Raw genomic sequence first — 24,511 nt, 5'->3', positions numbered from 1 at the left:
ACGGCGCTGCGTTTATCCGGTTTGTACAATCTAACAACGTAGTCCGGATAAGGCGTGAACCGCCATCCGGCAGAAATCAACGAGTAGCAAAAACGATGAGTCTGAACCTGGTAAGTGAACAATTGCTAGCGGCGAATGGCCTGAACCATCAGGATCTGTTCGCTATTTTGGGCCAACTGGCCGAACGCCGTCTTGATTATGGCGACCTCTATTTTCAGTCGAGCTATCACGAATCCTGGGTTTTAGAAGACCGCATCATTAAAGATGGTTCATATAATATCGACCAGGGCGTTGGCGTTCGCGCCATTAGCGGCGAAAAAACCGGTTTTGCTTATGCTGACCAGATAAGCCTCCTGGCGCTGGAGCAGAGTGCGCAGGCAGCGCGAACCATTGTACGCGAGAACGGCGAAGGCAAGGTAAAAACGCTCGCCGCCGTAGCGCATCAGCCGCTCTACACCACCCTTGATCCGCTGCAAAGTATGAGCCGCGAAGAGAAGCTGGATATCCTCAGACGCGTTGACAAAGTGGCGCGAGAAGCCGATAAACGCGTGCAGGAAGTTAACGCCAGCCTGACCGGCGTATATGAATTAATCCTCGTGGCGGCGACCGACGGGACGCTGGCGGCGGATGTCCGTCCACTGGTGCGGTTGTCCGTTAGCGTGCAGGTGGAAGAAGACGGTAAACGCGAGCGCGGCGCCAGCGGCGGCGGCGGTCGCTTTGGTTATGAGTATTTTCTTGCCGATCTCGACGGCGAGGTTCGCGCCGACGCGTGGGCGAAAGAAGCGGTACGCATGGCGCTGGTTAATCTCTCCGCGGTCGCTGCGCCAGCGGGGACGTTACCGGTGGTTCTGGGCGCCGGGTGGCCGGGCGTATTGCTGCACGAAGCGGTCGGTCACGGGCTGGAAGGTGATTTTAACCGTCGTGGGACATCTGTGTTTAGCGGTCAGATCGGCGAGCAGGTTGCCTCCGCGCTTTGCACCGTAGTGGACGACGGCACAATGATGAACCGTCGCGGCTCCGTTGCTATCGATGATGAAGGTACGCCAGGCCAGTACAACGTATTGATTGAAAATGGCGTGCTGAAAGGATACATGCAGGACAAGCTGAACGCGCGCCTGATGGGCGCTACGCCGACCGGTAACGGGCGTCGCGAATCTTATGCGCATCTGCCGATGCCGCGTATGACGAATACCTATATGTTGGCGGGGCAGTCAACGCCGCAGGAAATTATCGAATCCGTTGAGTACGGCATCTATGCGCCTAACTTTGGCGGCGGTCAGGTGGATATCACCTCCGGCAAGTTTGTGTTTTCTACCTCGGAAGCGTATCTGATTGAAAACGGCAAAGTCACGACGCCGGTGAAGGGCGCGACGTTGATTGGATCAGGCATTGAAACGATGCAACAGATCTCCATGGTCGGCAATGACCTTAAGCTGGATAACGGGGTGGGGGTTTGCGGTAAAGAGGGGCAAAGTCTGCCGGTAGGCGTAGGCCAGCCGACGCTGAAAGTCGATAACCTGACGGTTGGCGGCACCGCATAACTGTCCGCCTTATCAGGCCTGTGGTATGTGCCCCCAGGCCTGATAAGCGCAGCGCCACCAGGCAATGTCTGCGTCGGGTGGCATCTGACCTACAATCGTCTTCAGCAATTACCCGGTGTTTTTATTTTTCTTTCCCTCGCCCGTGCATTCCCTGAAACAGGTGTGCGACATCGACAAAATAGTCAGTTAACGCGTTAATCACTACCTGCACTTTAAGCGGCAGCTTATCTTTTTCGGTGTACAGCGCGTACACCGGACGGGGATCGGACTGATAGCGAGGCAGCAGGATCTCCAGATCGCCACGATTGATCTCATCGATCACCCACATCAGCGGCACATAAGCGATTCCGGTTCCGGCGGTCAGCCAGCGTACCAGCGTCATCGGATCGTTAGTGACGAACCGCCCCTGTGGAATCAGTCGGGTAGAAATTCCTTCCGGCGCAATAAGTTCAAACTCATTATCCGGGCGCACGCTATATTCCAGCCAGGAATGGCTACTGAGATCGGCGGGTTTTTCCGGGACGCCGTACTGAGCGAGGTAGGGCTTGGCGGCACACACAACCATCGGCATCGCGCCAAGTCGACGGGAAAACAGGCTGGAGTCTTGCAGCGCGCCCACGCGGATCACCACGTCCAGCCCGTCGGCAATTAAATCCGGAGCCGGAATTCCTGTCACCAGATTGACCGCCAGACCGGGATACTCTTTTAATAATTTTGCGGTAAGCCCGGCCAGCACATTTTGCGCCATGGTTGAAGAACAGCCGATACGCAATGTACCGATAGGCGTGTTATTAAAAGCGTAAAGCTGCTCGTGAACATCCTGCACTTCATGCAGCATACGACGACAGCCCTGATAATAGATTTTTCCAGCCTCGGTAAGCCCAATGCTGCGTGTGCTGCGGTTGAGCAATTTAACCTGAAGCTCATCTTCCAGTTTCGCCACAGTCTGGCTGATGGACGATACGCTCATTTGCAGCTGTCTGGCTGCGGCGGTAAAAGAGCCAAACTCAACAACTTTGGCGAATACCGACATTCGTTTTAATCGTTCCATTATTCACTCTGGCTTAAAAGTGATTTAGATCACATAATATAGATAACAGCATAACAATTACGTTAATATACTATTATTCGAATAAGAGCTATGTCGCTCTCGCCTGGCGTCTCTTGCCCTTCTCTGCGGCGATGTAGCTTAACAATCTATCGCCTGCTCTCTCTCAGAAATCAAGGTCAACATGAGTCTGTTTCCCGTTATCGTGGTGTTTGGTCTTTCCTTCCCACCGATATTTTTCGAATTGCTTTTGTCACTGGCTATTTTTTGGCTGGTGCGTCGGATGCTTGTGCCGACGGGCATCTATGATTTTGTCTGGCATCCGGCTCTGTTCAATACCGCGCTGTATTGTTGTCTGTTTTATTTAATATCGCGCCTGTTCGTTTGAGGTTGAAGTGAAAACACTAACAAGAAAACTCTCCCGTACGGCCATTACCCTCGTACTGGTTATTCTGGCCTTTATCGCCATTTTCCGCGCCTGGGTGTATTACACCGAATCTCCCTGGACGCGCGATGCCCGTTTTAGCGCCGATGTCGTCGCTATTGCCCCGGATGTCGCGGGCCTGATTACCCATGTAAACGTGCATGATAACCAACTGGTGAAAAAGGATCAGGTCCTGTTTACCATCGATCAGCCACGCTATCAAAAAGCGCTGGCGGAAGCGGAAGCTGATGTAGCCTATTATCAGGTCCTGGCGCAGGAAAAACGCCAGGAAGCCGGTCGCCGTAATCGCCTCGGCGTACAGGCGATGTCCCGGGAAGAGATCGATCAGGCGAACAACGTCTTGCAGACGGTACTGCATCAACTGGCTAAAGCCCAGGCGACGCGCGATCTAGCTAAACTCGATCTGGAGCGTACCGTCATTCGTGCGCCTGCAGACGGCTGGGTAACTAACCTCAATGTTTATGCCGGTGAATTTATTACCCGCGGTTCCACAGCCGTCGCCCTGGTGAAAAAGAACTCTTTTTACGTGCAGGCCTATATGGAAGAGACCAAGCTGGAAGGCGTGCGTCCGGGATATCGTGCCGAAATCACGCCGCTTGGCAGCAACCGGGTATTAAAAGGTACCGTCGATAGCGTGGCGGCAGGGGTAACGAATGCCAGCAGTACCAGCGATGCGAAAGGGATGGCGACGATAGACTCTAACCTCGAATGGGTGCGTCTGGCCCAGCGTGTCCCGGTGCGTATCCGGCTCGACGAGCAGCAGGGGAATTTGTGGCCTGCCGGTACGACGGCAACCGTCGTGATCACCGGTAAGCAGGATCGTGACGCAAGCCAGGACTCCTTCTTCCGTAAACTGGCGCACCGGCTGCGCGAATTCGGTTAATCGTCATGGGCATTTTCTCCATTGCCAACCAGCACATTCGTTTTGCGGTAAAGCTGGCGTGCGCCATTGTGCTGGCATTATTTATCGGCTTCCATTTTCAACTGGAGACGCCGCGTTGGGCGGTGCTGACCGCCGCGATCGTGGCGGCAGGCCCGGCATTTGCCGCCGGCGGGGAACCCTATTCCGGCGCTATCCGTTATCGCGGAATGTTGCGTATTATCGGGACGTTTATTGGCTGTATCGCCGCGCTTATCATTATTATCTCTATGATCCGCGCGCCGCTATTGATGATTTTGGTGTGCTGTGTCTGGGCCGGTTTTTGTACCTGGATCTCCTCTTTAGTACGGATCGAAAACTCTTATGCGTGGGGACTGTCAGGTTATACTGCGCTGATCATTGTGATTACCATTCAGACGGAGCCGCTACTCACGCCGCAATTTGCGCTTGAACGCTGTAGCGAAATCGTCATCGGCATTGGCTGCGCTATTTTAGCGGATCTGCTTTTCTCGCCGCGATCGATAAAGCAGGAGGTTGATCGCGAACTGGACAGTTTACTGGTAGCGCAATATCAGCTAATGCAACTTTGTATTAAGCATGGCGACAGCGAAGAAGTCGACAACGCCTGGGGCGATCTGGTGCGACGCACGGCGGCGCTGGAGGGGATGCGAAGTAATCTGAATATGGAATCTTCGCGCTGGGTACGCGCTAACCGCCGCCTGAAAGCGTTGAATACGCTTTCGCTCACGCTGATTACGCAATCCTGTGAAACTTATCTTATTCAAAACACGCGGCCGGAACTGATTACCGATACATTCCGGGAACTGTTCGAGACGCCGGTTGAAACGGTACAGGACGTCCACAGGCAGTTAAAACGGATGCGGCGTGTTATTGTCTGGACCGGCGAGCGCGAAACGCCCGTCACGCTTTATAGTTGGGTAGGCGCTGCGACGCGCTATCTGCTGCTTAAACGCGGCGTGATCAGCAACACCAAAATCAGCGCGACGGAAGAAGAGATCCTGCAAGGCGAGCCCGTAGTTAAAGTGGAATCCGCTGAACGCCACCATGCGATGGTGAACTTCTGGCGCACCACGCTTTCCTGCATTCTGGGGACATTATTCTGGCTATGGACCGGCTGGACATCGGGTAATGGCGCGATGGTGATGATTGCTGTGGTGACCTCGCTGGCGATGCGTTTACCCAATCCGCGCATGGTCTGCATTGATTTTATTTATGGCACTCTGGCGGCGTTGCCGCTGGGATTGCTCTATTTCCTGGTGATTATTCCCAATACGCAGCAAAGTATGCTGTTGTTATGTTTGAGCCTGGCGGTATTGGGGTTCTTTATCGGCATTGAGGTCCAGAAACGGCGTCTGGGGTCGATGGGGGCGCTGGCCAGTACGATTAACATTATTGTGTTGGATAATCCGATGACGTTCCATTTCAGCCAGTTCCTCGACAGCGCGTTGGGGCAAATTGTTGGCTGTATGCTGGCGTTTATCGTCATCCTGCTGGTGCGTGATAAATCCAAAGATCGAACCGGTCGCGTGCTGCTTAATCAGTTTGTTTCCGCTGCGGTCTCGGCAATGACGACCAACGTGGTACGTCGTAAAGAAAACCGTCTGCCTGCGTTATATCAGCAACTCTTTTTGCTGATGAATAAATTTCCTGGCGATTTGCCGAAGTTCCGCCTGGCGCTAACGATGATCATTGCTCATCAACGTCTGCGCGACGCGCCGATACCGGTTAATGAAGATCTGTCAGTGTTCCACCGTCAGCTTCGTCGTACCGCAGACCATGTTATTTCCGCCGGAAGCGATGATAAACGGCGACGCTACTTTGGTCAGTTGCTGGATGAGCTGGATATCTATCAGGAGAAATTACGTATCTGGGAGGCGCCGCCGCAGGTGACGGAACCGGTTAAACGCCTGACGGGTATGTTACATAAATACCAGAACGCGCTTACCGATAGCTAACCCACAAGAACCGATGCCAAAAGCGTCGGTTTTTTTATGACTATACTTATTTGAGATACAAAAACAGCGCAAGAGTGCTCCGGGGCTAAAAGCGTTTCTGGAAGTGAAACCTCTGCATAATGATGCTTAGTAGTAAAACAGACAATTGTCTGTCGGGGATGGTGGCTGGCTATGAATGTCTATACTTTTGATTTTAATGATATTAAAAACCAAAGCGATTTTTATCGCGAGTTTACGCAGACGTTTGGTCTTGCCAGTGAGAAAGTAAGCGATCTTGATACATTATGGGATGCGGTAATGAGCGATATCTTACCTCTACCGCTAGAGATTGAGTTCGTTCACCTGCCTGATAAACTGCGCAGGCGCTACGGGGCGCTGATTTTACTCTTTGATGAAGCGGAAGAAGAGCTGGAGGGGCGGCTACGGTTTAATGTCCGGCATTGAAAAAGCATAAAAAAGCCCCCGACAGGCGGGGGCAAGTCGTCGGGTTAGACGACGAGGGTTTACTTATACAACTCGGCGGTGGCGTGCCAGTTATCACCTTCTTTTAATTCGATGATGCGATAGCTATTAGCGCCTGCTTTTTCGGCTTTAGCGACAATCTCCTGGCGCATATCCATTGGCGTACTGCCAATCTGCGAGACGGAAATGGTGCCCATCGGTTGCAGATTCTGCGCCTGTTCCGCGTTAACCTGATGTACTGCGGCATTTGCGCCGAAAGAGAGCAGAGTGGCCAGGCCGAGTGATGCGATAATGTATTTCGTTTTCATGGTCTTTTATTCCTTTATAGGGTCAACCTCGCGGATTAATGGGCTTTTCTTATGCGATATCTCCGCGAAGCAATGACACGTTATATGCGATGGCAGGTGAATTTTATTTGTACAGTTCGGCAGTGGCGTGCCAGTTGCTACCGCTACGCGCTTCGGTAATGTGGTAGGCCGTAGCGCCTTGTTCATCCGCTTTTTTGCTCAGTATGGCGTTCATATCCATAGGCGATGAGCCGATAGCGCTGACTGAAACCGATCCGATTGCTTCACGATTTTGCGCTTGCTCTGCGCTGATAGGTTCTGCGGCGAAAGCGCCAAAAGAGAGAACGGACAGAACACTTAATGTTGCAACAGTGGTTTTGATTTTCATGATTTTTACCTCGTCGAATTCCTTTACTGGGGTCTTTGTTTCGTGACCCTCATCACAAAATTAAGTATACACTAATCACGCGATTAATTAATACCACGCTAATTGTTTCTGCTTTTTAAAGACATTAAAAATTTTATTTTTTATAACGTTATGGAATTAAAATTGCTGTTTTTCGCCGCTGCTGTTTAAAAAATAAAAGAAAATCAATAGGTTAAAAAATTTGACATTTTGTGCGTTTTTTTGATTTGTCATTCATGCGGTGAATGTTTAAGGGCATGATTTGCCAAATGATAGCCGTACAGGAAAGCGGCGAGGGGAGAGGACAAAAAGGTGCCTCCGCCGTACGACGACGGAGGAAGTGGGACTAAAGCTCTTGTTCAAAAAGTTCCAGAATGGCTTCGTACAGATCTCTTACGGAAAAGCCGCTGGCAGGCGTAGTGAAGATAGTATCGTCGCCGGCAATCGTGCCGAGAATACCTTCTGCTTTCCCCAGTGAATCCAGCAGGCGCGCGATGAGTTGTGCCGCGCCGGGGCTGGTATGAATCACCACGACAGCGTCGTTATAGTCGATATCCAGCACCAGATTTTTCAACGGACTGGATGTTGTTGGGACGCCCAGTTCAGCCGGAAGACAGTACACCATTTCCATTTTTGCGTTACGTGTACGCACTGCGCCGAACTTAGTCAACATGCGCGAGACCTTGGACTGATTGATATTTTCAAAGCCCTGATCCTGCAACGCGAGGACGATTTCGCCCTGTGAGCTGAATTTTTCTTCTTTGAGGAGCGCTTTAAACGCTCTTACTAGTTCTTCTTGTTTAGCCGAGCTTCGCATAAGTCACCCGTAATATGGCGGTAGAAACAACATTATTGTGCATACAGATGAATTTTTATGCAAACAGTCTGCCTTGTTTAAGGCTGAAATAATGTTATGAAAGAGCGGAATTTTATCAAATTTCGTTATCAAGAAACATGCCTGTGTCACGCCTCGCAAATAAGATTAAAAGTAAATTAATTGTTATCAAAATGATGTTGTTTTGAGAGGATAGTAGGGTATATTGTCACCACCTGTAGGAACGTTGCTCTCTGGTTGCAGTCGATCCGGATTACGCAAATTAAATGCATAAAAGCCAAAATTGCGCGACTCCGCATTCTTGATGAGTGAGGATTGTAATCATTGAATTTGTGAATTAAGGTCGCCGCCGCGGAGCAATAGACACTTAGCTAATCATATAATAAGGAGTTTAGGATGAAAGTCGCAGTCCTCGGCGCTGCTGGTGGTATCGGTCAGGCGCTGGCATTACTTTTAAAAAACCAACTGCCTTCAGGTTCAGAACTCTCCCTGTACGACATCGCTCCAGTGACTCCCGGTGTGGCCGTTGATTTGAGCCACATCCCCACCGCTGTAAAAATCAAAGGTTTCTCCGGTGAAGACGCAACCCCGGCGCTTGAAGGCGCTGACGTAGTACTGATTTCTGCGGGTGTGGCGCGTAAGCCGGGTATGGACCGTTCCGACCTGTTTAACGTTAACGCTGGCATCGTGAAAAACCTGGTGCAGCAGATCGCTAAAACCTGCCCGAAAGCGTGCGTGGGCATTATCACCAACCCGGTGAACACCACCGTTGCGATTGCGGCGGAAGTGCTGAAAAAAGCAGGCGTATACGACAAAAACAAACTGTTTGGCGTTACCACGCTGGATATCATCCGCTCTAATACCTTTGTCGCAGAGCTGAAAGGTAAGCTGCCAACGGAAGTTGAAGTTCCGGTGATTGGCGGACACTCCGGCGTGACGATTCTGCCGCTGCTGTCGCAGATTCCAGGCGTAAGTTTTACCGAACAAGAAGCGGCCGAGCTGACTAAACGTATTCAGAACGCCGGTACTGAAGTCGTCGAGGCGAAAGCCGGCGGCGGATCGGCAACCCTCTCTATGGGCCAGGCTGCCGCGCGTTTCGGTCTTTCTCTGGTTCGCGCTCTGCAGGGCGAAAAAGGCGTGGTGGAATGCGCCTATGTGGAAGGCGACGGTCAGTATGCCCGTTTCTTCTCTCAGCCGCTGCTGCTGGGTAAAAACGGTGTAGAAGAGCGTAAATCCATCGGCACACTGAGCGCTTTCGAGCAACATTCGCTGGACGCTATGCTGGATACGCTGAAAAAAGATATTCAGTTGGGTGAAGATTTTATTAATAAATAAGCTGTTCCTGCCCGATGCCGGGGCTTTTGCTCCGGCTTCTTTGACTGTAAACAAGCCACGAAATCAAGTACTAAATCTGCTAAACTCCTCACGTCTTATCGGTTATTAACGAGAACGTCGTGAAAAAGATCCAAAGAACGCAAACCCGCGATCACATTACGCAAATGCTTCGCTATGAAATTCTTTCCGGCAATATAAAAGCGGGAGAAGAACTCGCGCAGGAAAGTATTGCGGAGCAGCTTGGTCTTTCACGAATGCCGGTTCGAGAAGCGCTACAGTCACTCGAACAGGAAGGTTTTTTAATCCGACTGCCCAACAGGCACATGCAGGTCGCGCATCTTGAGGCCGATCGCGTGAGTCATATTTTTCGCGTAATTGCCGCGATGGCCGCCGAAATGTTTTCGCTGATACCCAGCGAAGTAGGCGATGCCCTCCTGATACGTGCGCAAGCGCTGGCTGTCGCAGAAGACAAATCCTGCGAACTGGAGTGTCATGCGATGCTGATTTCTTATGTGAATAACCGCTATCTGGAAAAGGTGTATCAGCAGTTCCTGGACGGTTATGTCTCTTATGTTATTTTGCATCTGAAAAAAGATAATCAGGAGTCGGCGCAGCTTTTCGCTGAACTGGCTGACGTCATACGCCAGGGGCGGCGTGATGAGATTGGGCAAGTTATGCAGCGTTATTTCCTCTCTTTAGCAGAAATAATGCGTCAACATATGAAGGATTGGGAAAGTGCAGAAGCCTAAGTTAGGGAAGATTAAGCTTCTTTCAGCGAAAGAACAGGTCGCGGCAGTGCTGCGTAAAGCGATTCTTTCGAGGGAGTTAGTAGAAGGGCAGGAGATTACGTTAGAAGGCATTGCCAGAATGGTCGGCGTGTCCAGTATGCCAGTGCGCGAGGCGTTTCAGATTCTGGCGGCGGATGGGCTGATAAAAGTGCGCCCTAATAAAGGGGCGGTGGTGTTGGGCATCAATGAACAAACGATCCGTGAACACTATGAAATTCGCGCGCTGTTAGAAAGTGAGGCGGTGGCTAAAGCTTCTCGTCCTGGCACCGATATCTCGCGGATAGCCCAGGTGCATTATGCCGCTGAAAAGGCTCTCGCGGAAAATAACTCGGCGGAATACTCCGACCTGAATCAGGCATTTCATATGGAAATATGGAATGTTGCTGGCAACGAAAAAATGAAAATGTTGCTCTGTAATATGTGGAACGGCCTGTCGATGGGCCATAAGGTCACCGAAGAAGAGTATGCCGTGATTTCCATTCAGGAACATAAAAGTATTCTGCAAGCTCTTGAACTTCATGATGAAACATTGGCACGCCAGCGCATGCGCGAACACATTATTCGCTCAATGGAGAATATGCTGACCCGCTATGTTGGTGACCCTTCTGCCTGATCTTTTCGCCTGCGTGAGCATCGCAGGCGCTTCAACCAATTCTTCAATTCTATTAATCACGTCCAGTAACGATCTAACCACGATCTTGATGTAGATCCCACTCCTGCATCTTTCCTGAGAAACGATTTGACTTAGTTTTTGTATGGGAATAATTTCTCCCTGCCAACATTGGATACAATATCATATATCATTGATTGGATAATTATAAATATGGAACCCATTACCCTTACCTTATGTTTATTGGTGTTCGCTATCGTCATGTTTGTATGGGAAAAAGTGCCACTTGCCGTCACTTCCATGATTGTCTGCGTGGCCTTAGTGATCACCGGCGTTCTGAATATCAAACAGGCCTTTGCTGGCTTTATCGACACTAACGTTATCCTCTTTGTCGCGATGTTCATCGTGGGCGGTGCGTTGTTCGAGACCGGTATGGCAAACAAAGTGGGCGGCGTCATCACGCGCTTCGCGAAAACAGAAAAACAGCTGATCTTCACCATTATGGTGGTGGTGGGTTTGATGTCTGGCGTCCTCTCTAACACCGGTACCGCTGCGGTTTTGATTCCGGTGGTGATCGGCGTGGCGGCAAAATCGGGCTTCTCGCGTTCTCGTCTACTGATGCCGCTGGTTTTCGCCGCTGCGTTGGGCGGTAACCTGTCGTTAATTGGCGCGCCGGGAAATCTTATCGCGCAGTCTGCGCTACAGAATATTGGCGGCGGCTTTGGCTTTTTTGAATACGCAAAAATCGGTCTCCCGATGCTCATCTGCGGCATTCTCTACTTCCTGACTATTGGCTATCGCTTTCTGCCGAATAATGCGACCGGCGGTGAGGTGGGGAGCGTCGGGGAGCAACGTGACTACAGCCATGTTCCACAGTGGAAACAACGGCTCTCACTGGTGGTGTTGATCGCAACGATCCTCGGCATGATCTTTGAGAAGAAGATCGGTGTCAGCCTGGCCGTGACCGGTTGTATTGGCGCTCTTGTGCTGGTAGTTACCGGCGTACTCACGGAAAAACAGGCCTATAAAGCCATTGATTCACAGACTATTTTTATCTTTGGCGGCACCCTGGCGCTGGCAAAAGCGCTGGAAATGACCGGGGCAGGCAAGCTGGTTGCGGACTATGTAATCGGCATGCTGGGGCAAAACTCTTCACCGTTCATGTTGCTGATCGCCGTTTTCGCCTTATCCGTTGTGATGACCAACTTTATGTCCAATACCGCAACGACAGCGCTATTGGTGCCGGTGAGTTTGTCCATTGCCGCAGGTATGGGGGCCGACCCGCGTGCGGTTCTGATGGCGACGGTCATTGGCGGTTCCTGCGCCTACGCAACCCCTATCGGTATGCCTGCCAACATGATGGTGCTCTCCGCGGGTGGCTATAAATTTGTCGACTACGCTAAGGCCGGTATCCCCCTGATTATCGTTTCAACCATTGTCAGCTTGATCCTGCTGCCAATCCTTTTCCCTTTTCATCCGTAATTAACGGAAGCTGTTCTGACTAAGGAGCATTTATGAGCAAAAGTGAACAGATATCCCATATGACCGACGTTATGGCCAAGTTTGTGGGATATACCGGCAAAGTTTTGCCTGATGATGTCACTGCAAAACTGGAAGATTTGCATAAGAAAGAGACCAGTAAACTGGCCGACGTCATCTTTACTACCATGATTGAGAACCAGCGTCTGGCGAAAGAGCTGGATCGACCTTCCTGCCAGGACACCGGTGTCATTCAGTTTCTGGTGGAGTGCGGGACGAACTTTCCGCTGATTGGCGAGCTGGAAGCGTTGTTGCGTGAGGCGGTGATCAAAGCAACTGTCGATTCTCCGCTGCGCCACAACAGCGTAGAAACTTTTGATGAATACAACACCGGTAAAAACGTGGGTAAAGGTACGCCGACGGTCTTCTGGGAGATCGTTCCCAATTCCGATCAGTGCAGCATTTATACCTATATGGCGGGCGGCGGTTGTTCCCTGCCGGGGAAAGCGATGGTGCTGATGCCGGGTGCAGGCTATGAAGGTGTGACCCGCTTTGTACTGGATGTGATGACCAGCTACGGCCTCAACGCGTGTCCGCCGCTGCTGGTTGGCGTGGGCGTAGCGACCTCTGTTGAAACGGCGGCACTGCTATCGAAAAAAGCGCTGATGCGTCCGATCGGTTCGCATAACGAGAATGAGCGTGCAGCCTCGCTGGAAAAAATGCTGGAAGAAGGCATTAACAAAATTGGCCTGGGGCCGCAGGGGATGTCCGGTAATACCTCCGTTATGGGCGTGAACATTGAAAACACCGCGCGTCATCCTTCTACCATCGGCGTGGCGGTAAACGTCGGCTGCTGGTCGCACCGTAAAGGGCATATCGTTTTCGATAAAGATTTGAATTACACCATTACGTCTCACAGCGGAGTGAATTTCTGATGACTAAAAAAATCCTGACTACGCCAATTAAAGATGAAGATTTAGCGGATATTAAGGCTGGCGATATTATTTATCTCAATGGTCATATTGTTACCTGCCGTGACGTAGCCCATCGCCGTTTAATTGAAGGTGGTCGCGAGCTTCCGGTAGATGTTCGCGGCGGCGCTATTTTACACGCTGGCCCCATTGTCCGCCCAATTAAAGGCGAAGACGATAAGTTTGAAATGGTCTCCGTTGGACCAACCACCAGCATGCGTATGGAGAAATTCGAAAAAGAATTTATTGCGCAGACCGGCGTGAAATTAATTGTGGGTAAAGGCGGTATGGGTAAAGGTACCGAAGAGGGCTGTGCTGAACACAAAGCGCTGCACTGCGTATTCCCTGCCGGTTGTGCGGTTGTAGCCGCCGTGTGCGTGGAAGAAATTGAAGATGCCCAATGGCGCGATCTGGGGATGCCGGAAACTCTGTGGCTCTGTCGGGTTAAAGAGTTTGGCCCGCTGATTGTTTCTATTGATACCCATGGGAATAATCTGTTTGAACAGAACAAAATTATTTTTAATCAGCGTAAAGAGATCGTCGCTGATGAAATATGCCAGAACGTAAGTTTCATCAAATAAACCTGATTACGTAAATTGCACGATAATGGTGGTAATACGTTATGACGATAATAATAACCAAGGGCTCTGGCCGGGGGCGGCTCAGGGAAATCCACTCTTATTATTTCATCGTCATAAATAGCCCCATTATCGTGCCTCCTGCCTGAAGGCTATTTTATGACTAATGCAGCTCTGCTATTAGGTGAAGGCTTCACCCTGATGTTCCTCGGCATGGGGTTCGTGCTGGCGTTTCTGTTCCTGCTGATTTTCGCCATCCGCGGCATGTCTGCCGTGATTACTCGCTTCTTCCCGGAACCAGTCGCCGCGCCCGCACCGCGCGCCGTTCCCGTCGTGGACGACTTCACCCGCTTAAAGCCGGTGATTGCCGCCGCGCTCGATGACGTGGGCTACGGCTCGCTGGAGTGCTGGGGCGGCGCCACCTTTGACGCCTGTATCCGCTTTCTCGGCGAAGACCCGTGGGTCCGCCTGCGCGAACTCAAAAAAGCCATGCCCAAAACCCCGCTGCAGATGCTGCTGCGCGGCCAGAACCTGCTCGGCTACCGCCACTACGCCGATGATGTGGTGGAACGCTTCGTTGAGCGGGCGGTGAAAAACGGCATGGACGTGTTCCGCGTCTTCGATGCCATGAACGACCCGCGCAATATGAAAGCCGCATTACAGGCGGTACGCAGCCACGGCGCGCACGCCCAGGGCACGCTGAGCTATACCACCAGTCCGGCGCACACCCTGCAGACCTGGCTGGATTTAACGGAGCAACTGCTGGAAACCGGCGTTGACTCGATTGCCATCAAGGATATGTCCGGCATTCTCACGCCGATGGCGGCGTATGAGCTGGTCAGCGAAATCAAAAAACGTTTTGAGGTGCGCCTGCACCTGCACTGTCACGCCACCACCGGGATGGCGGAGATGGCCCTGCTGAAGGCTATCGAGGCGGGTGTTGACGGCGTGGACACGGCGATTTCCTCCATGAGCGCCACCTACGGCCACCCGGCCACCGAGGCGCTGGTGGCGACGTTGGCAGGTACTGAGCACGACACCGGGCTGGATATCCTGAAGCTGGAAAACATCGCCGCCTACTTCCGCGAGGTGCGCAAAAAATACCATGCCTTTGAAGGCCAGCTGAAGGGCTACGACAGCCGCATTCTGGTGGCCCAGGTGCCGGGCGGAATGCTCACTAACCTGGAAGGCCAGCTGAAGCAGCAGAACGCGGCGGACAAACTCGACCAGGTGCTGGCGGAAATCCCCCGCGTGCGCGAGGACCTCGGCTTTATCCCGCTGGTGACCCCGACCTCGCAGATTGTCGGCACCCAGGCGGTGCTCAATGTCCTGACCGGCGAGCGCTACAAAACCATTGCCAAAGAAACGGCGGGCATTCTGAAAGGCGAATACGGCCACACCCCGGTGCCGGTGAACGCCGCGTTACAGGCCCGCGTGCTGGAAGGGGGCGCTCCGGTGACCTGCCGCCCGGCGGACCTGCTGAAGCCGGAGCTGGCTGAACTGGAAGCGGACGTCAGGCGCCAGGCGCAGGAGAAGGGCATTCAGCTTGCGGGAAACGCCATCGACGACGTGCTCACCGTGGCGCTGTTCCCGCAGATTGGGCTGAAATTCCTCGAAAACCGCCATAACCCGGCGGCGTTTGAGCCACTGCCGCAGGCGGAAGCCGCGCAGCCGGTGGCAAAAGCAGAGAAGCCTGCCGCTTCCGGTATCTACACCGTGGAAGTGGAAGGCAAAGCCTTTGTGGTGAAGGTCAGCGACGGCGGCGATATCAGCCAGCTTACTGCGGCTTCGTCTGCGCCGGTTCAGGCGGCATCCCCGGTTGCTCCGGCGGGCGCCGGCACACCGGTCACCGCGCCGCTGGCGGGCAACATCTGGAAGGTGATTGCCGCTGAAGGCCAGACGGTGGCCGAAGGCGACGTGCTGCTGATTCTGGAAGCCATGAAGATGGAAACCGAAATCCGCGCCGCGCAGGCCGGGACGGTACGCGGTATCGCGGTGAAGTCCGGGGACGCGGTTTCCGTGGGCGACACCCTGATGACGCTGGCGTAACGGAGAACTGAAATGGAAAGTCTGAACGCCCTGCTTCAGGGCATGGGGCTGATGCACCTTGGCGCAGGCCAGGCCATCATGCTGCTGGTCAGCCTGCTGCTGCTGTGGCTGGCGATTGCGAAAAAGTTCGAACCGTTACTGCTGCTGCCGATTGGCTTCGGCGGCCTGCTCTCCAACATCCCGGAAGCGGGTATGGCGCTGACCGCGCTGGAAAGCCTGCTGGCGCATCACGACGCCGGGCAGCTGGCGGTGATTGCCGCGAAGCTCAACTGCGCGCCGGACGTGCACGCCATTAAAGAGGCATTAGCGCTGGCGCTACCGTCGGTGCAGGGCCAGATGGAGAACCTGGCGGTGGACATGGGCTACACGCCGGGGGTGCTGGCGCTGTTCTATAAAGTGGCGATTGGCTCCGGCGTCGCGCCGCTGGTCATCTTTATGGGCGTCGGCGCGATGACCGACTTCGGCCCGCTGCTGGCCAACCCGCGCACCCTGCTGCTCGGCGCGGCGGCGCAGTTCGGTATCTTCGCCACCGTACTGGGGGCGCTGACGCTGAACTACTTCGGCCTGATTTCCTTCACCCTGCCGCAGGCGGCGGCCATCGGCATTATCGGCGGCGCGGACGGCCCGACGGCGATTTATCTGTCGGGCAAGCTGGCGCCGGAGCTGCTGGGGGCCATCGCGGTGGCGGCGTACTCGTATATGGCGCTGGTACCGCTAATCCAGCCGCCGATTATGCGCGCGCTGACCAGCGAGAAAGAGCGCAAAATCCGCATGGTGCAGCTGCGCACGGTGAGTAAGCGGGAAAAAATCCTCTTTCCGGTGGTGCTGTTACTGCTGGTGGCGCTGCTGTTGCCGGACGCCGCACCGCTGCTGGGGATGTTCTGCTTTGGCAATCTGATGCGTGAAAGCGGCGTGGTGGAGCGTCTGAGCGACACGGTACAGAACGGGCTGATTAATATCGTCACCATCTTCCTCGGGCTGTCGGTGGGCGCGAAGCTGGTAGCGGACAAGTTCCTGCAACCGCAGACGCTGGGCATTCTGCTGCTGGGGGTGATTGCGTTTGGTATCGGGACGGCGGCCGGGGTGCTGATGGCGAAGCTGCTGAACCTGTGCAGTAAGAACAAAATCAACCCGCTTATCGGTTCGGCGGGGGTCTCGGCGGTGCCGATGGCGGCCCGCGTATCGAACAAGGTGGGCCTGGAGTCGGACCCGCAGAACTTTCTGCTGATGCACGCGATGGGCCCGAACGTGGCCGGGGTGATTGGCTCGGCCATTGCCGCGGGCGTGATGCTGAAGTACGTGCTGGCAATGTAATCCAATCTAATCGGGAGCAGTGATTCTGCTCCCGCAAAATGAGGACACAGTAATGAGTGAAATGGTTGCGTTTCGGCAAGGTACATCCATGCCATCCAGAGAAACCATCTTGCGTTATGTTGTTGAGACGGTGAATCAGATAACTGAGCTTGAGCCAGCACTGCATTTGCTGCCGTGGTCTGGCGTCAACTCAGCAATATATGAGCAACGTTTTGCACAGTGTTACGACGAGGGGCTTTGTGCCGCACAGACGTCGGCACCGAATGTTCCGCAGGGGATTCTGCCATCGACCGATTGGGCTCAGGGTATCGGGTTACTCTGTTTTGCCGCAGGGTATATGAGCGCAGGCGAGCGGCCATTAACACACAATCAGTTATGCGATTTCGTCAAACAGGCGGCTGTTGGTTTATCGCCGATTGAGGGGGAGGCGGCGAGCGGTTTCTCGACGGTACGTAGTATTGCATTACCCGTATTCAGGCGATTACAACGCGATGGTCACGCGTCTCGGATCCTGCTGTTACAAACGTTGCTGCATCTGGTTGCCTGGAAAAGCGCATCGCAGTATGCGCGTCAACAGGCGCAACGACTGCTCTGGATGGGCGGCATTTTGGGGGAAGGGGGGGAGCATAGCCTGCTTGTACTGGATAAGGCGCTGCGTGAAGAAGCCGTCGGGGAGAAAAGTCTCCCCGCTCTGCTGATCTTCACGAGTTTCCTGGCGCATTTTCCGGCAGGGCCAGTCTTTATTGACTAGTCGTCGAACGACGCGGGCAAAAGCCGCGTCGTTTTAGTTCGACGCCGGGTATTCCTGCACCGTCACCTGGAACGTGAGCTGCTTATCATCCCGCATTACCACGACCGGAATGACGGAGCCCGGGCGGATTTCCGCCACCTGATCCATCGTCTCCAGCGCGGACACAGCGGGTTTATTATTGACCGAAATAATCAAATCATTAACCTGAATACCGGCAAGCGCGGCGGGGCCGTTTGGCGTCACTTCATTAACGACAATGCCCTGAATCGGGTCCATGCCGCTACCCTGCTGCGCGTGCAGCGGCGCGATTTCTCGTCCGCCAATACCGATATAGCCGCGAATCACGCGACCGTCGCGGATAAGCTTATCCATAATTTTCGTGGCTAGCTGGAAGGGAATCGCAAAACCAAGGCCTTCCGGCGTTTCGCCATCGTTACTCTTATCAAAAGAGAGGGTGTTGATCCCCATCAGTTCGCCTAACGAGTTGACCAGCGCGCCGCCGGAATTACCGTGGTTAATCGAGGCGTCGGTCTGGAGAAAATTCTGTCGCCCCGTCGGGTTCAGGCCGATACGACCCGTTGCGCTGATGATCCCCTGGGTGATGGTCTGTCCCAGATTATATGGGTTGCCGATAGCCAGTACGACGTCGCCAATATGCGGTGTACGCTTTGTATTAATCGGGATGGTAGGCAGCCCGCCAGTGGCGTTGATCTTCAGCACCGCCAGATCGGTAAGCGAATCGGAGCCAACCAGTAGCGCTTCAAAGACGCGGCCATCCTGTAGCGCGACGATAATCTGATCGGCATCGTTAATCACGTGCTTGTTGGTAATAATATAACCGCGTTGATCCATGATCACGCCGGAACCTAGCGTGCGGATCTCCAGTTGATTATGCGCGGTACTGTTCATACTGCGGTTATAGACGTTGACGACGGCAGGCGCGGCGCGGCGAACCGCAAAATTATAACTGGCTGGCGTCTCATCGGTACTGTCGAATTGCGGGACGGCGATAGGATTAATTTTGCGCAAAGAAGGCATGACGGCCAACAGAATAGCGCCGACAATTAAACCTATTGCGACCGAACGTAAGAGCTTCACAAACATGATGGAGGCGTCGTTAAAAAAGGGAACGGCAGCAGCATACCATGAGTTAACCGGACATCACATCGCAGGCTGATGCCCGGTTTAAGACAGGATTAGCGCAGCAATAGATAAATGTTCTCGTTGCCGCGTACTACCTGAAGAGCAATGATGGACGGTTTTGCCGCCATCACTTTGCGCATTTCGGCGATAGAACTGATGCGATCGCGGTTAACGCCGATGATAACATCATCTTTTTGCAAACCGGCCTGCGCGGCAGGACTGCTTTTTTCGACGCTATCAACCTTAACGCCTTTCGTCCCGTCTTTCAGCTGGCCGTCGCTCAACGTCGCGCCTTGCAACGCCGGGGCGATCATTTCGGCGCTGGCGGAAGAAGAGGTATTGGAATCCAGCGTGACTTCCACCTCCAGCGGCTTACCATCGCGCAGCAGGCCCAGCTTCACTTTCGTGCCCGGTTCGGTGGTGGCGATACGCGAACGCAGTTCGGCAAAGCTATTCAGCGGCTTACCGTTAAGACTGATAATCACGTCTCCGGATTTCACCCCGGCCTTCGCCGAACCTGAATTGGGTAAAACCTCGCTGACAAAAGCGCCACGCTGAACGTTCAGTTTGAATGCCTTAGCAATATCAGCGGTCATTTCAGTGCCTTTAATTCCCAGCAATCCGCGTTTGATTTCGCCGAACTGAATCAACTGCTGCGCCAGCGTCTGCGCCATATTGGAAGGAATAGCAAAGCCAATGCCGATGCTCCCGCCCCCTGGCGCGAGGATCGCGGTATTAATCCCGATCAGCTCGCCGTTCAGGTTAAGCAGCGCGCCGCCGGAGTTGCCGCGGTTAATAGAGGCATCGGTTTGAATAAAGTTCTCAAGCCCTTCCAGATTAAGCCCGCTGCGTCCCAGCGCTGAAATAATCCCGGAGGTGGCGGTTTGTCCTAGACCAAACGGATTACCGACCGCCACGGCGAAATCGCCGACGCGGAGTTTGTCGGAATCGGCGATGGCAATTTGCGTTAACTTGCTGGGATTCTGAATTTGTAACAGAGCGATATCGCTCTGGTCGTCGCCGCCGATCAGCTTCGCGTCGAATTCGCGTCCGTCATTCAGTTGAATACTGATCTTCTGTGCCTGATTAATCACATGATTATTGGTTAATACATAGCCTTTCGCGGCATCGATAATCACCCCCGAACCGAGTCCTTCAAACGGCTGGGACGGCTGGTCTGGCAGATCCTCGCCAAAGAATTTTTTAAACTCCTCCGGCACTTTTTGGCTCTGGGCGGCGGTTCCCTCGACTTTTACGCTGACGACAGCAGGCAGCACTTTCTCCAGCATAGGGGCAAGGCTTGGCAGCGTCGCCTGGCCTGGCACCTGGCTTGGTATCGATGCAAGGGCTGGAAACGGCGCCGAAAGAGTTAACCCGACACTTAACGCTAATGCACTTAACAGCTGGGTGTGTTTTTTCATGGATGCTGCTCTCGTACCTTGAATGAACGGATAGACAATTCAAAACAGATTGATGTTATTGAATTTTCAGCCTGGTAACAATGATAATAGCTGGGACAGGAAAGATAGAGAGAGGGCGCAAGCGATGCGCCCGATAAATTTCTTAACGGCGTGCGATTAATCGCGCTTTGCGCCGCTACGTAACAGGCCAGACGCGCCTTCAGAATAATCACGTGGCATTTGTACTGGCGCCTGATCGTTGCTCGCCTCAGACTCCGCCAGACGGTTACGGAACGGATTCGACTCCGCAGACATTTCCGGCAGCAGGCTGCTGGAGCTTTTCGCCATATGCTGGTACAGCTGGCGGTAATCATGCGCCATGGTATCCAGCAGTTCCGCGCTGCGAGCAAAGTGGCTAACCAGCTCTTCACGGTACTCTTCCAGCTCAGCTTTGTTTTTTTCCAGTTCGTACTGCAATGCCTGCTGTTGACGTAACTTACGATTGCCAAAACGCATGGCCACGGCACCAATGATGATACCGACGACTAATCCAATTAGCGCATATTCCCAGGTCATGAACATCTCCCGTTGTCTTATGTTTCCGTAGGGTGTTGGCTCCAGGCTCCATGCCCGCGCCTGATTATGCCACTATAACCGCTAATTCCGTAGAAGTGGAATCCCGACAGCATATCGCGTAGTGTAGAACGGCCTTTTTTTCGTCAGCCGTGAACGACGGCACATCGATTTTCAAGGAATAACAATAACATTATGCAAAGCCTTTCCCCTACATCGCGTTATCTCCAGGCACTCAACGAAGGCACCCATCAGCCTGACGACGTACAGAAAGAGGCGGTCGACCGTCTGGAAACCCTTTATCAGGCGCTCACCGCGAAAAAATCGTCGGCTACGCCACCCGGCGGACTGATAGCGCGACTGGGGAAATTATTAGGCAAAAACGAACCGGACGCGCAAATACCGGTTCGCGGGCTGTATATGTGGGGGGGCGTGGGTCGCGGCAAAACCTGGCTCATGGATCTCTTCTACCACAGCCTGCCGGGTGAGCGAAAATTACGCCTGCATTTTCATCGGTTTATGCTGCGCGTGCATGAAGAACTTACCGCGCTACAGGGACAGATCGATCCGTTAGACATTATTGCCGATCGGTTTAAAACCGAGACGGACGTACTGTGTTTCGATGAGTTTTTCGTCACCGATATTACCGACGCCATGCTGCTGGGCGGTTTAATGAAAGCGCTGTTTGCACGCGGCATTACGCTGGTCGCGACCTCCAATATTCCGCCGGATGAACTCTACCGCAACGGTTTGCAACGCGCCCGCTTCCTGCCGGCTATCGATGCCATTAAACAGCACTGCGACATTATGAATGTGGACGCCGGCGTCGATTACCGGCTGCGGACGCTGACGCAGGCCCATTTATGGCTAACGCCGCTTAATGATGAAACCCGGCGGCAAATGGATAAACTGTGGCTGGCGTTAGCGGGGGCCGCGCGCGAGCACGCTCCGACGCTGGAAATCAATCATCGCTCTTTATCCACCCTGGGCGTTGAAAACCAAACGCTAGCGGTCTCTTTCGCTACGCTGTGCGTCGAGGCCCGCAGCCAGCATGATTACATTGCGCTCTCAAGGTTATTTCACACGGTTCTGCTGTTTGACGTGCCGGTCATGACGCCGCTGATGGAGAACGAAGCGCGCCGCTTTATTGCGCTGGTGGATGAGTTTTACGAGCGCCACGTTAAGCTGGTGGTCAGCGCCGCCGCACCGTTATATGAAATTTATCAGGGGGAACAGCTCAAGTTTGAATTTCAGCGCTGTCTGTCACGCCTGCAAGAGATGCAGAGTGCGGAGTACCTCAAGCGGGAGCATATGCCGTAAGCCGGACAAGCGCAGCGCCCCGGCATTATGCGGTATTATATCTGTGCAACCTCCCCGACCGAGGGTGAACCAGGCCTGAACAAAACCCGCGGCAAATCGCAAAAAGGGGTCGATCTTTGACCTGGACTTCTCTATAATCCTGCGACCCCACGTTACAAGAGAGTTTTTTCCCAAACTTTCTCTGTGCCGGCCAAACATATCCGAGGGGGTAGGTTTACCGGACTTTGTCGTGTGAACCTCAACTATTTAAAACGTTTGGGTGTTCACCAACGTGTAACTTATTTATTTGGGTAAGCTTTTAATGAAAACTTTTACAGCTAAACCAGAAACCGTAAAACGCGACTGGTATGTTGTTGACGCGACCGGTAAAACTCTGGGCCGTCTGGCTACTGAACTGGCTCGTCGCCTGCGCGGTAAGCACAAAGCGGAATACACTCCGCACGTAGATACTGGTGATTACATCATCGTTCTGAACGCTGACAAAGTTGCTGTAACCGGCAACAAGCGTACTGACAAAGTGTACTATCACCACACCGGCCACATCGGTGGTATCAAACAAGCGACCTTTGAAGAGATGATTGCCCGCCGTCCTGAGCGTGTGATTGAAATCGCGGTTAAAGGCATGCTGCCAAAAGGTCCGCTGGGTCGTGCTATGTTCCGTAAACTGAAAGTTTACGCGGGCAACGAGCACAACCACGCGGCACAGCAACCGCAAGTTCTTGACATCTAATCGGGATTATAGGCAATGGCTGAAAATCAATACTACGGCACTGGTCGCCGCAAAAGTTCCGCAGCTCGCGTGTTCATCAAACCGGGCAACGGTAAAATCGTTATCAACCAACGTTCTCTGGAACAGTACTTCGGTCGTGAAACTGCCCGCATGGTAGTTCGTCAGCCGCTGGAACTGGTCGACATGGTTGAGAAACTGGATCTGTACATCACTGTTAAAGGTGGTGGTATCTCTGGTCAGGCTGGTGCGATCCGTCACGGTATCACCCGCGCTCTGATGGAGTACGACGAGTCCCTGCGTGGCGAACTGCGTAAAGCTGGCTTCGTTACTCGTGACGCTCGTCAGGTTGAACGTAAGAAAGTCGGCCTGCGTAAAGCACGTCGTCGTCCGCAGTTCTCCAAACGTTAATGGGGTTCTGCTTCGGCAGACAACTGTTAGCGAAAAAACCCGCTTCGGCGGGTTTTTTTATGGCTAAAGTCCGAATCCAGTCTCTTTTCCTCCCTATCTTTAGCATTATTCTCATCTTATTCATCTTTCATGCACGCTCAGAGAAAAGGAAGTCGCAGTGGGATTTTTTAACTCATTGTTTACTAAGAAAGAGTCGTTAATGCTGTCGAATAAATGGGAATTCTTTATAACAACGGTGGATGACCATGTTACGGGTATACGTGTGGATATCGGCGCCATTCAGGATGAAAAATTTGATCGCCTTATCCATACCGGGTTCTTACGTGTTCATTACACCAACTGTTATGAAAATGGTTTACCGCAGCCCGATGAAACACAGCGTTTAAATCGTATAGAGGACTGGCTTGATGAAAAGGGGAAGACGTTTCCGATCTGGCTGGTGGGTGTGGTTACCCAACAAGGCTGGCGCGATTTTGTGTTCATGTCGGAAGAGGATCTTAACTGGGAAAAGACGCTGGATAAATTGCTCGCTGGTGGCCCGGAAATCTCTTTTAGTTATAGAGAGAGTCACAATGATAAAGGAAACTTTTACCGCCAGTTCTTGTATCCAACCCGATACGACTGGAACTGGATACACGATTCCCGTGTGTGCCGGGGATTACAGGAACAAGGTGATGATCTGACGCTTCCGCGCGCTATTGATTATTATGCGACATTGCCTACAGAGGTCGCAGCGCGCGACTTGGCGCAAGATATTGCTGCATTACCGTATGGCATAACGCTGGTCAGTATTCGAATGAATGACCCGCAACAGGGGTTTATGGCGTCTTTTATCAGCACCGATGCTCCGCAACAATGGCATATGACAGAAATCACTTGCCAGCTTACCGATCTGGCTGAAAAACATGGCGGCAGTTTTGATGGCTGGGGCGCACCGGTAGTACAGGCATAACAGGCGAAAGACAATATCTCAGGTGGGGCGAGCATTTCAGACCAGGAATATCTCTTTTTCCTCATTTCCAGAATCGACTCACCACAAAGGTCACAAAATCTGGTAAACTATCATCCAATTTTCTGCCCAAATAGCGGGGAATGTTCATTTTTTGTCTCGTTTCTGAGCAATGATGGCTTTTTTCGCCCTGGGTGACATAACATCTGGCTGGTCACATTGTGGCTGGTAGC

24 protein-coding genes and 2 pseudogenes are annotated in these 24,511 nt (G+C 52.9%); 19 read left to right on the top strand and 7 right to left on the bottom strand.

The genetic code is table 11. The features are described 5' to 3' along the window. Window positions 1–95: 95 nt before the first annotated feature. Window positions 96–1,541 carry a metalloprotease TldD gene (gene tldD / locus N7E69_RS05920; RefSeq protein WP_000055941.1) on the top strand — a complete coding sequence of 482 codons (1,446 nt, stop codon included), beginning with the start codon at window positions 96–98 and terminating at the stop codon, window positions 1,539–1,541. Between the two features lie 121 nt (window positions 1,542–1,662). On the opposite strand, the gene aaeR is transcribed toward tldD, so the two are convergent. Beyond that, the gene (gene aaeR, locus N7E69_RS05915; protein ID WP_000440300.1) at window positions 1,663–2,592 is read right to left on the bottom strand and encodes an HTH-type transcriptional activator AaeR; all 930 of its coding nucleotides are present in this window, start codon (window positions 2,590–2,592) and stop codon (window positions 1,663–1,665) included. Window positions 2,593–2,773: 181 nt separating this feature from the next. Here aaeR and aaeX point away from each other — a divergent pair, with 181 nt between their 5' ends. The 4 genes from aaeX to N7E69_RS05895 all read left to right on the top strand — a co-directional run bounded on the left by aaeX (window position 2,774) and on the right by N7E69_RS05895 (window position 6,334). After that, complete coding sequence (gene aaeX / locus N7E69_RS05910) at window positions 2,774–2,977, top strand: p-hydroxybenzoic acid efflux pump operon protein AaeX (RefSeq protein WP_000051840.1); 204 nt, start codon at window positions 2,774–2,776, stop codon at window positions 2,975–2,977. 7 nt (window positions 2,978–2,984) lie between these two features. Further along, the gene (gene aaeA / locus N7E69_RS05905; protein ID WP_000855134.1) at window positions 2,985–3,917 is read left to right on the top strand and encodes a p-hydroxybenzoic acid efflux pump subunit AaeA; all 933 of its coding nucleotides are present in this window, start codon (window positions 2,985–2,987) and stop codon (window positions 3,915–3,917) included. Window positions 3,918–3,922: 5 nt separating this feature from the next. Continuing rightward, window positions 3,923–5,890, top strand: coding sequence for a p-hydroxybenzoic acid efflux pump subunit AaeB (gene aaeB / locus N7E69_RS05900; RefSeq protein ID WP_000510913.1), 1,968 nt, complete (start codon window positions 3,923–3,925; stop codon window positions 5,888–5,890). A gap of 171 nt (window positions 5,891–6,061) precedes the next feature. After that, complete coding sequence (locus tag N7E69_RS05895) at window positions 6,062–6,334, top strand: hypothetical protein (protein ID WP_001103887.1); 273 nt, start codon at window positions 6,062–6,064, stop codon at window positions 6,332–6,334. A gap of 59 nt (window positions 6,335–6,393) precedes the next feature. On the opposite strand, the gene yhcN-B is transcribed toward N7E69_RS05895, so the two are convergent. From yhcN-B to argR, 3 genes are all read right to left on the bottom strand, one after another. Beyond that, a complete protein-coding gene (gene yhcN-B, locus N7E69_RS05890) occupies window positions 6,394–6,660 on the bottom strand; it encodes a DUF1471 family stress response protein YhcN-B (protein WP_000853277.1) in 267 nt (88 codons plus the stop codon). Between the two features lie 103 nt (window positions 6,661–6,763). Then, complete coding sequence (gene yhcN / locus N7E69_RS05885) at window positions 6,764–7,027, bottom strand: peroxide/acid stress response protein YhcN (RefSeq protein WP_000695694.1); 264 nt, start codon at window positions 7,025–7,027, stop codon at window positions 6,764–6,766. A 364-nt stretch (window positions 7,028–7,391) separates the two neighbouring features. Continuing rightward, on the bottom strand, window positions 7,392–7,862 hold the full coding sequence (argR, locus tag N7E69_RS05880) for a transcriptional regulator ArgR (RefSeq protein WP_001257852.1): 471 nt from the start codon (window positions 7,860–7,862) through the stop codon (window positions 7,392–7,394). Window positions 7,863–8,276: 414 nt separating this feature from the next. Between argR and mdh the strand changes: the two genes are divergently transcribed. From mdh to N7E69_RS05830, 10 genes and pseudogenes are all read left to right on the top strand, one after another. After that, entirely contained in the window at window positions 8,277–9,215 is a 939-nt protein-coding gene (gene mdh, locus N7E69_RS05875; protein WP_000861586.1) for a malate dehydrogenase, read from the top strand. Window positions 9,216–9,334: 119 nt separating this feature from the next. Then, window positions 9,335–9,964: a GntR family transcriptional regulator gene (locus N7E69_RS05870; RefSeq protein ID WP_000723776.1), complete on the top strand. Its 630-nt coding sequence runs from the start codon at window positions 9,335–9,337 to the stop codon at window positions 9,962–9,964. Then, a complete protein-coding gene (locus N7E69_RS05865) occupies window positions 9,951–10,616 on the top strand; it encodes a GntR family transcriptional regulator (RefSeq protein WP_001171585.1) in 666 nt (221 codons plus the stop codon). Before N7E69_RS05870 ends, N7E69_RS05865 begins: the two co-directional genes overlap by 14 nt. A gap of 210 nt (window positions 10,617–10,826) precedes the next feature. Further along, on the top strand, window positions 10,827–12,095 hold the full coding sequence (locus N7E69_RS05860) for an SLC13 family permease (protein ID WP_000433393.1): 1,269 nt from the start codon (window positions 10,827–10,829) through the stop codon (window positions 12,093–12,095). Window positions 12,096–12,127: 32 nt separating this feature from the next. Further along, on the top strand, window positions 12,128–13,027 hold the full coding sequence (ttdA, locus tag N7E69_RS05855; RefSeq protein WP_000045350.1) for a L(+)-tartrate dehydratase subunit alpha: 900 nt from the start codon (window positions 12,128–12,130) through the stop codon (window positions 13,025–13,027). After that, window positions 13,027–13,644 carry a L(+)-tartrate dehydratase subunit beta gene (ttdB, locus tag N7E69_RS05850; RefSeq protein WP_000162404.1) on the top strand — a complete coding sequence of 206 codons (618 nt, stop codon included), beginning with the start codon at window positions 13,027–13,029 and terminating at the stop codon, window positions 13,642–13,644. Before ttdA ends, ttdB begins: the two co-directional genes overlap by 1 nt. A gap of 156 nt (window positions 13,645–13,800) precedes the next feature. Beyond that, window positions 13,801–14,019: pseudogene (locus tag N7E69_RS05845) on the top strand (oxaloacetate decarboxylase subunit gamma); the annotation flags it as partial. Then, window positions 14,005–15,690, top strand: a pseudogene (oadA, locus tag N7E69_RS05840) (sodium-extruding oxaloacetate decarboxylase subunit alpha); the annotation flags it as partial. The pseudogenes N7E69_RS05845 and oadA, both read left to right, overlap by 15 nt. 12 nt (window positions 15,691–15,702) lie before the next feature. Further along, the gene (locus N7E69_RS05835; RefSeq protein WP_000444831.1) at window positions 15,703–17,004 is read left to right on the top strand and encodes an oxalacetate decarboxylase subunit beta; all 1,302 of its coding nucleotides are present in this window, start codon (window positions 15,703–15,705) and stop codon (window positions 17,002–17,004) included. 19 nt (window positions 17,005–17,023) lie between these two features. Continuing rightward, entirely contained in the window at window positions 17,024–17,755 is a 732-nt protein-coding gene (locus tag N7E69_RS05830; RefSeq protein ID WP_000602034.1) for a triphosphoribosyl-dephospho-CoA synthase, read from the top strand. Between the two features lie 33 nt (window positions 17,756–17,788). Here N7E69_RS05830 and degS read toward each other — a convergent pair whose 3' ends face one another. The 3 genes from degS to zapG form a co-directional block, all read right to left on the bottom strand. Next, on the bottom strand, window positions 17,789–18,859 hold the full coding sequence (gene degS / locus N7E69_RS05825; RefSeq protein WP_000497705.1) for an outer membrane-stress sensor serine endopeptidase DegS: 1,071 nt from the start codon (window positions 18,857–18,859) through the stop codon (window positions 17,789–17,791). Between the two features lie 92 nt (window positions 18,860–18,951). Continuing rightward, window positions 18,952–20,319 (bottom strand): serine endoprotease DegQ, encoded by a 1,368-nt coding sequence (gene degQ / locus N7E69_RS05820; protein ID WP_000716697.1) that lies wholly within the window; start codon window positions 20,317–20,319, stop codon window positions 18,952–18,954. A gap of 156 nt (window positions 20,320–20,475) precedes the next feature. Continuing rightward, the gene (zapG, locus tag N7E69_RS05815) at window positions 20,476–20,874 is read right to left on the bottom strand and encodes a Z-ring associated protein ZapG (RefSeq protein ID WP_001519074.1); all 399 of its coding nucleotides are present in this window, start codon (window positions 20,872–20,874) and stop codon (window positions 20,476–20,478) included. A gap of 192 nt (window positions 20,875–21,066) precedes the next feature. Here zapG and zapE point away from each other — a divergent pair, with 192 nt between their 5' ends. The 4 genes from zapE (at window position 21,067) to N7E69_RS05795 (ending at window position 24,281) form a co-directional block, all read left to right on the top strand. Beyond that, window positions 21,067–22,191 (top strand): cell division protein ZapE, encoded by a 1,125-nt coding sequence (zapE, locus tag N7E69_RS05810; RefSeq protein ID WP_001191221.1) that lies wholly within the window; start codon window positions 21,067–21,069, stop codon window positions 22,189–22,191. A 301-nt stretch (window positions 22,192–22,492) separates the two neighbouring features. Beyond that, window positions 22,493–22,921 carry a 50S ribosomal protein L13 gene (rplM, locus tag N7E69_RS05805; protein ID WP_000847559.1) on the top strand — a complete coding sequence of 143 codons (429 nt, stop codon included), beginning with the start codon at window positions 22,493–22,495 and terminating at the stop codon, window positions 22,919–22,921. 15 nt (window positions 22,922–22,936) lie between these two features. Further along, entirely contained in the window at window positions 22,937–23,329 is a 393-nt protein-coding gene (gene rpsI, locus N7E69_RS05800) for a 30S ribosomal protein S9 (RefSeq protein WP_000829815.1), read from the top strand. 199 nt (window positions 23,330–23,528) lie between these two features. Then, a complete protein-coding gene (locus N7E69_RS05795; RefSeq protein WP_000950539.1) occupies window positions 23,529–24,281 on the top strand; it encodes a DUF695 domain-containing protein in 753 nt (250 codons plus the stop codon). Window positions 24,282–24,511: the final 230 nt, after the last annotated feature.

Origin of the sequence: Salmonella sp. 3C (genome assembly GCF_025426275.1) — a bacterium.
GTDB classification, from domain to species: Bacteria; Pseudomonadota; Gammaproteobacteria; order Enterobacterales; family Enterobacteriaceae; genus Salmonella; species Salmonella enterica.
This window is presented reverse-complemented; position numbering and strand designations above follow the sequence as displayed.

Coding starts and splice junctions, on each gene's coding strand:
- tldD (WP_000055941.1), top strand. CDS start 96: ATGAGTCTGAACCTGGTAAGTGAACAATTGCTAGCGGCGAATGGCCTG.
- aaeR (WP_000440300.1), bottom strand. CDS start 2,592: ATGGAACGATTAAAACGAATGTCGGTATTCGCCAAAGTTGTTGAGTTT.
- aaeX (WP_000051840.1), top strand. CDS start 2,774: ATGAGTCTGTTTCCCGTTATCGTGGTGTTTGGTCTTTCCTTCCCACCG.
- aaeB (WP_000510913.1), top strand. CDS start 3,923: ATGGGCATTTTCTCCATTGCCAACCAGCACATTCGTTTTGCGGTAAAG.
- N7E69_RS05895 (WP_001103887.1), top strand. CDS start 6,062: ATGAATGTCTATACTTTTGATTTTAATGATATTAAAAACCAAAGCGAT.
- yhcN-B (WP_000853277.1), bottom strand. CDS start 6,660: ATGAAAACGAAATACATTATCGCATCACTCGGCCTGGCCACTCTGCTC.
- yhcN (WP_000695694.1), bottom strand. CDS start 7,027: ATGAAAATCAAAACCACTGTTGCAACATTAAGTGTTCTGTCCGTTCTC.
- argR (WP_001257852.1), bottom strand. CDS start 7,862: ATGCGAAGCTCGGCTAAACAAGAAGAACTAGTAAGAGCGTTTAAAGCG.
- mdh (WP_000861586.1), top strand. CDS start 8,277: ATGAAAGTCGCAGTCCTCGGCGCTGCTGGTGGTATCGGTCAGGCGCTG.
- N7E69_RS05860 (WP_000433393.1), top strand. CDS start 10,827: ATGGAACCCATTACCCTTACCTTATGTTTATTGGTGTTCGCTATCGTC.
- ttdA (WP_000045350.1), top strand. CDS start 12,128: ATGAGCAAAAGTGAACAGATATCCCATATGACCGACGTTATGGCCAAG.
- ttdB (WP_000162404.1), top strand. CDS start 13,027: ATGACTAAAAAAATCCTGACTACGCCAATTAAAGATGAAGATTTAGCG.
- N7E69_RS05835 (WP_000444831.1), top strand. CDS start 15,703: ATGGAAAGTCTGAACGCCCTGCTTCAGGGCATGGGGCTGATGCACCTT.
- degS (WP_000497705.1), bottom strand. CDS start 18,859: ATGTTTGTGAAGCTCTTACGTTCGGTCGCAATAGGTTTAATTGTCGGC.
- degQ (WP_000716697.1), bottom strand. CDS start 20,319: ATGAAAAAACACACCCAGCTGTTAAGTGCATTAGCGTTAAGTGTCGGG.
- zapG (WP_001519074.1), bottom strand. CDS start 20,874: ATGACCTGGGAATATGCGCTAATTGGATTAGTCGTCGGTATCATCATT.
- zapE (WP_001191221.1), top strand. CDS start 21,067: ATGCAAAGCCTTTCCCCTACATCGCGTTATCTCCAGGCACTCAACGAA.
- rplM (WP_000847559.1), top strand. CDS start 22,493: ATGAAAACTTTTACAGCTAAACCAGAAACCGTAAAACGCGACTGGTAT.
- rpsI (WP_000829815.1), top strand. CDS start 22,937: ATGGCTGAAAATCAATACTACGGCACTGGTCGCCGCAAAAGTTCCGCA.
- N7E69_RS05795 (WP_000950539.1), top strand. CDS start 23,529: ATGCTGTCGAATAAATGGGAATTCTTTATAACAACGGTGGATGACCAT.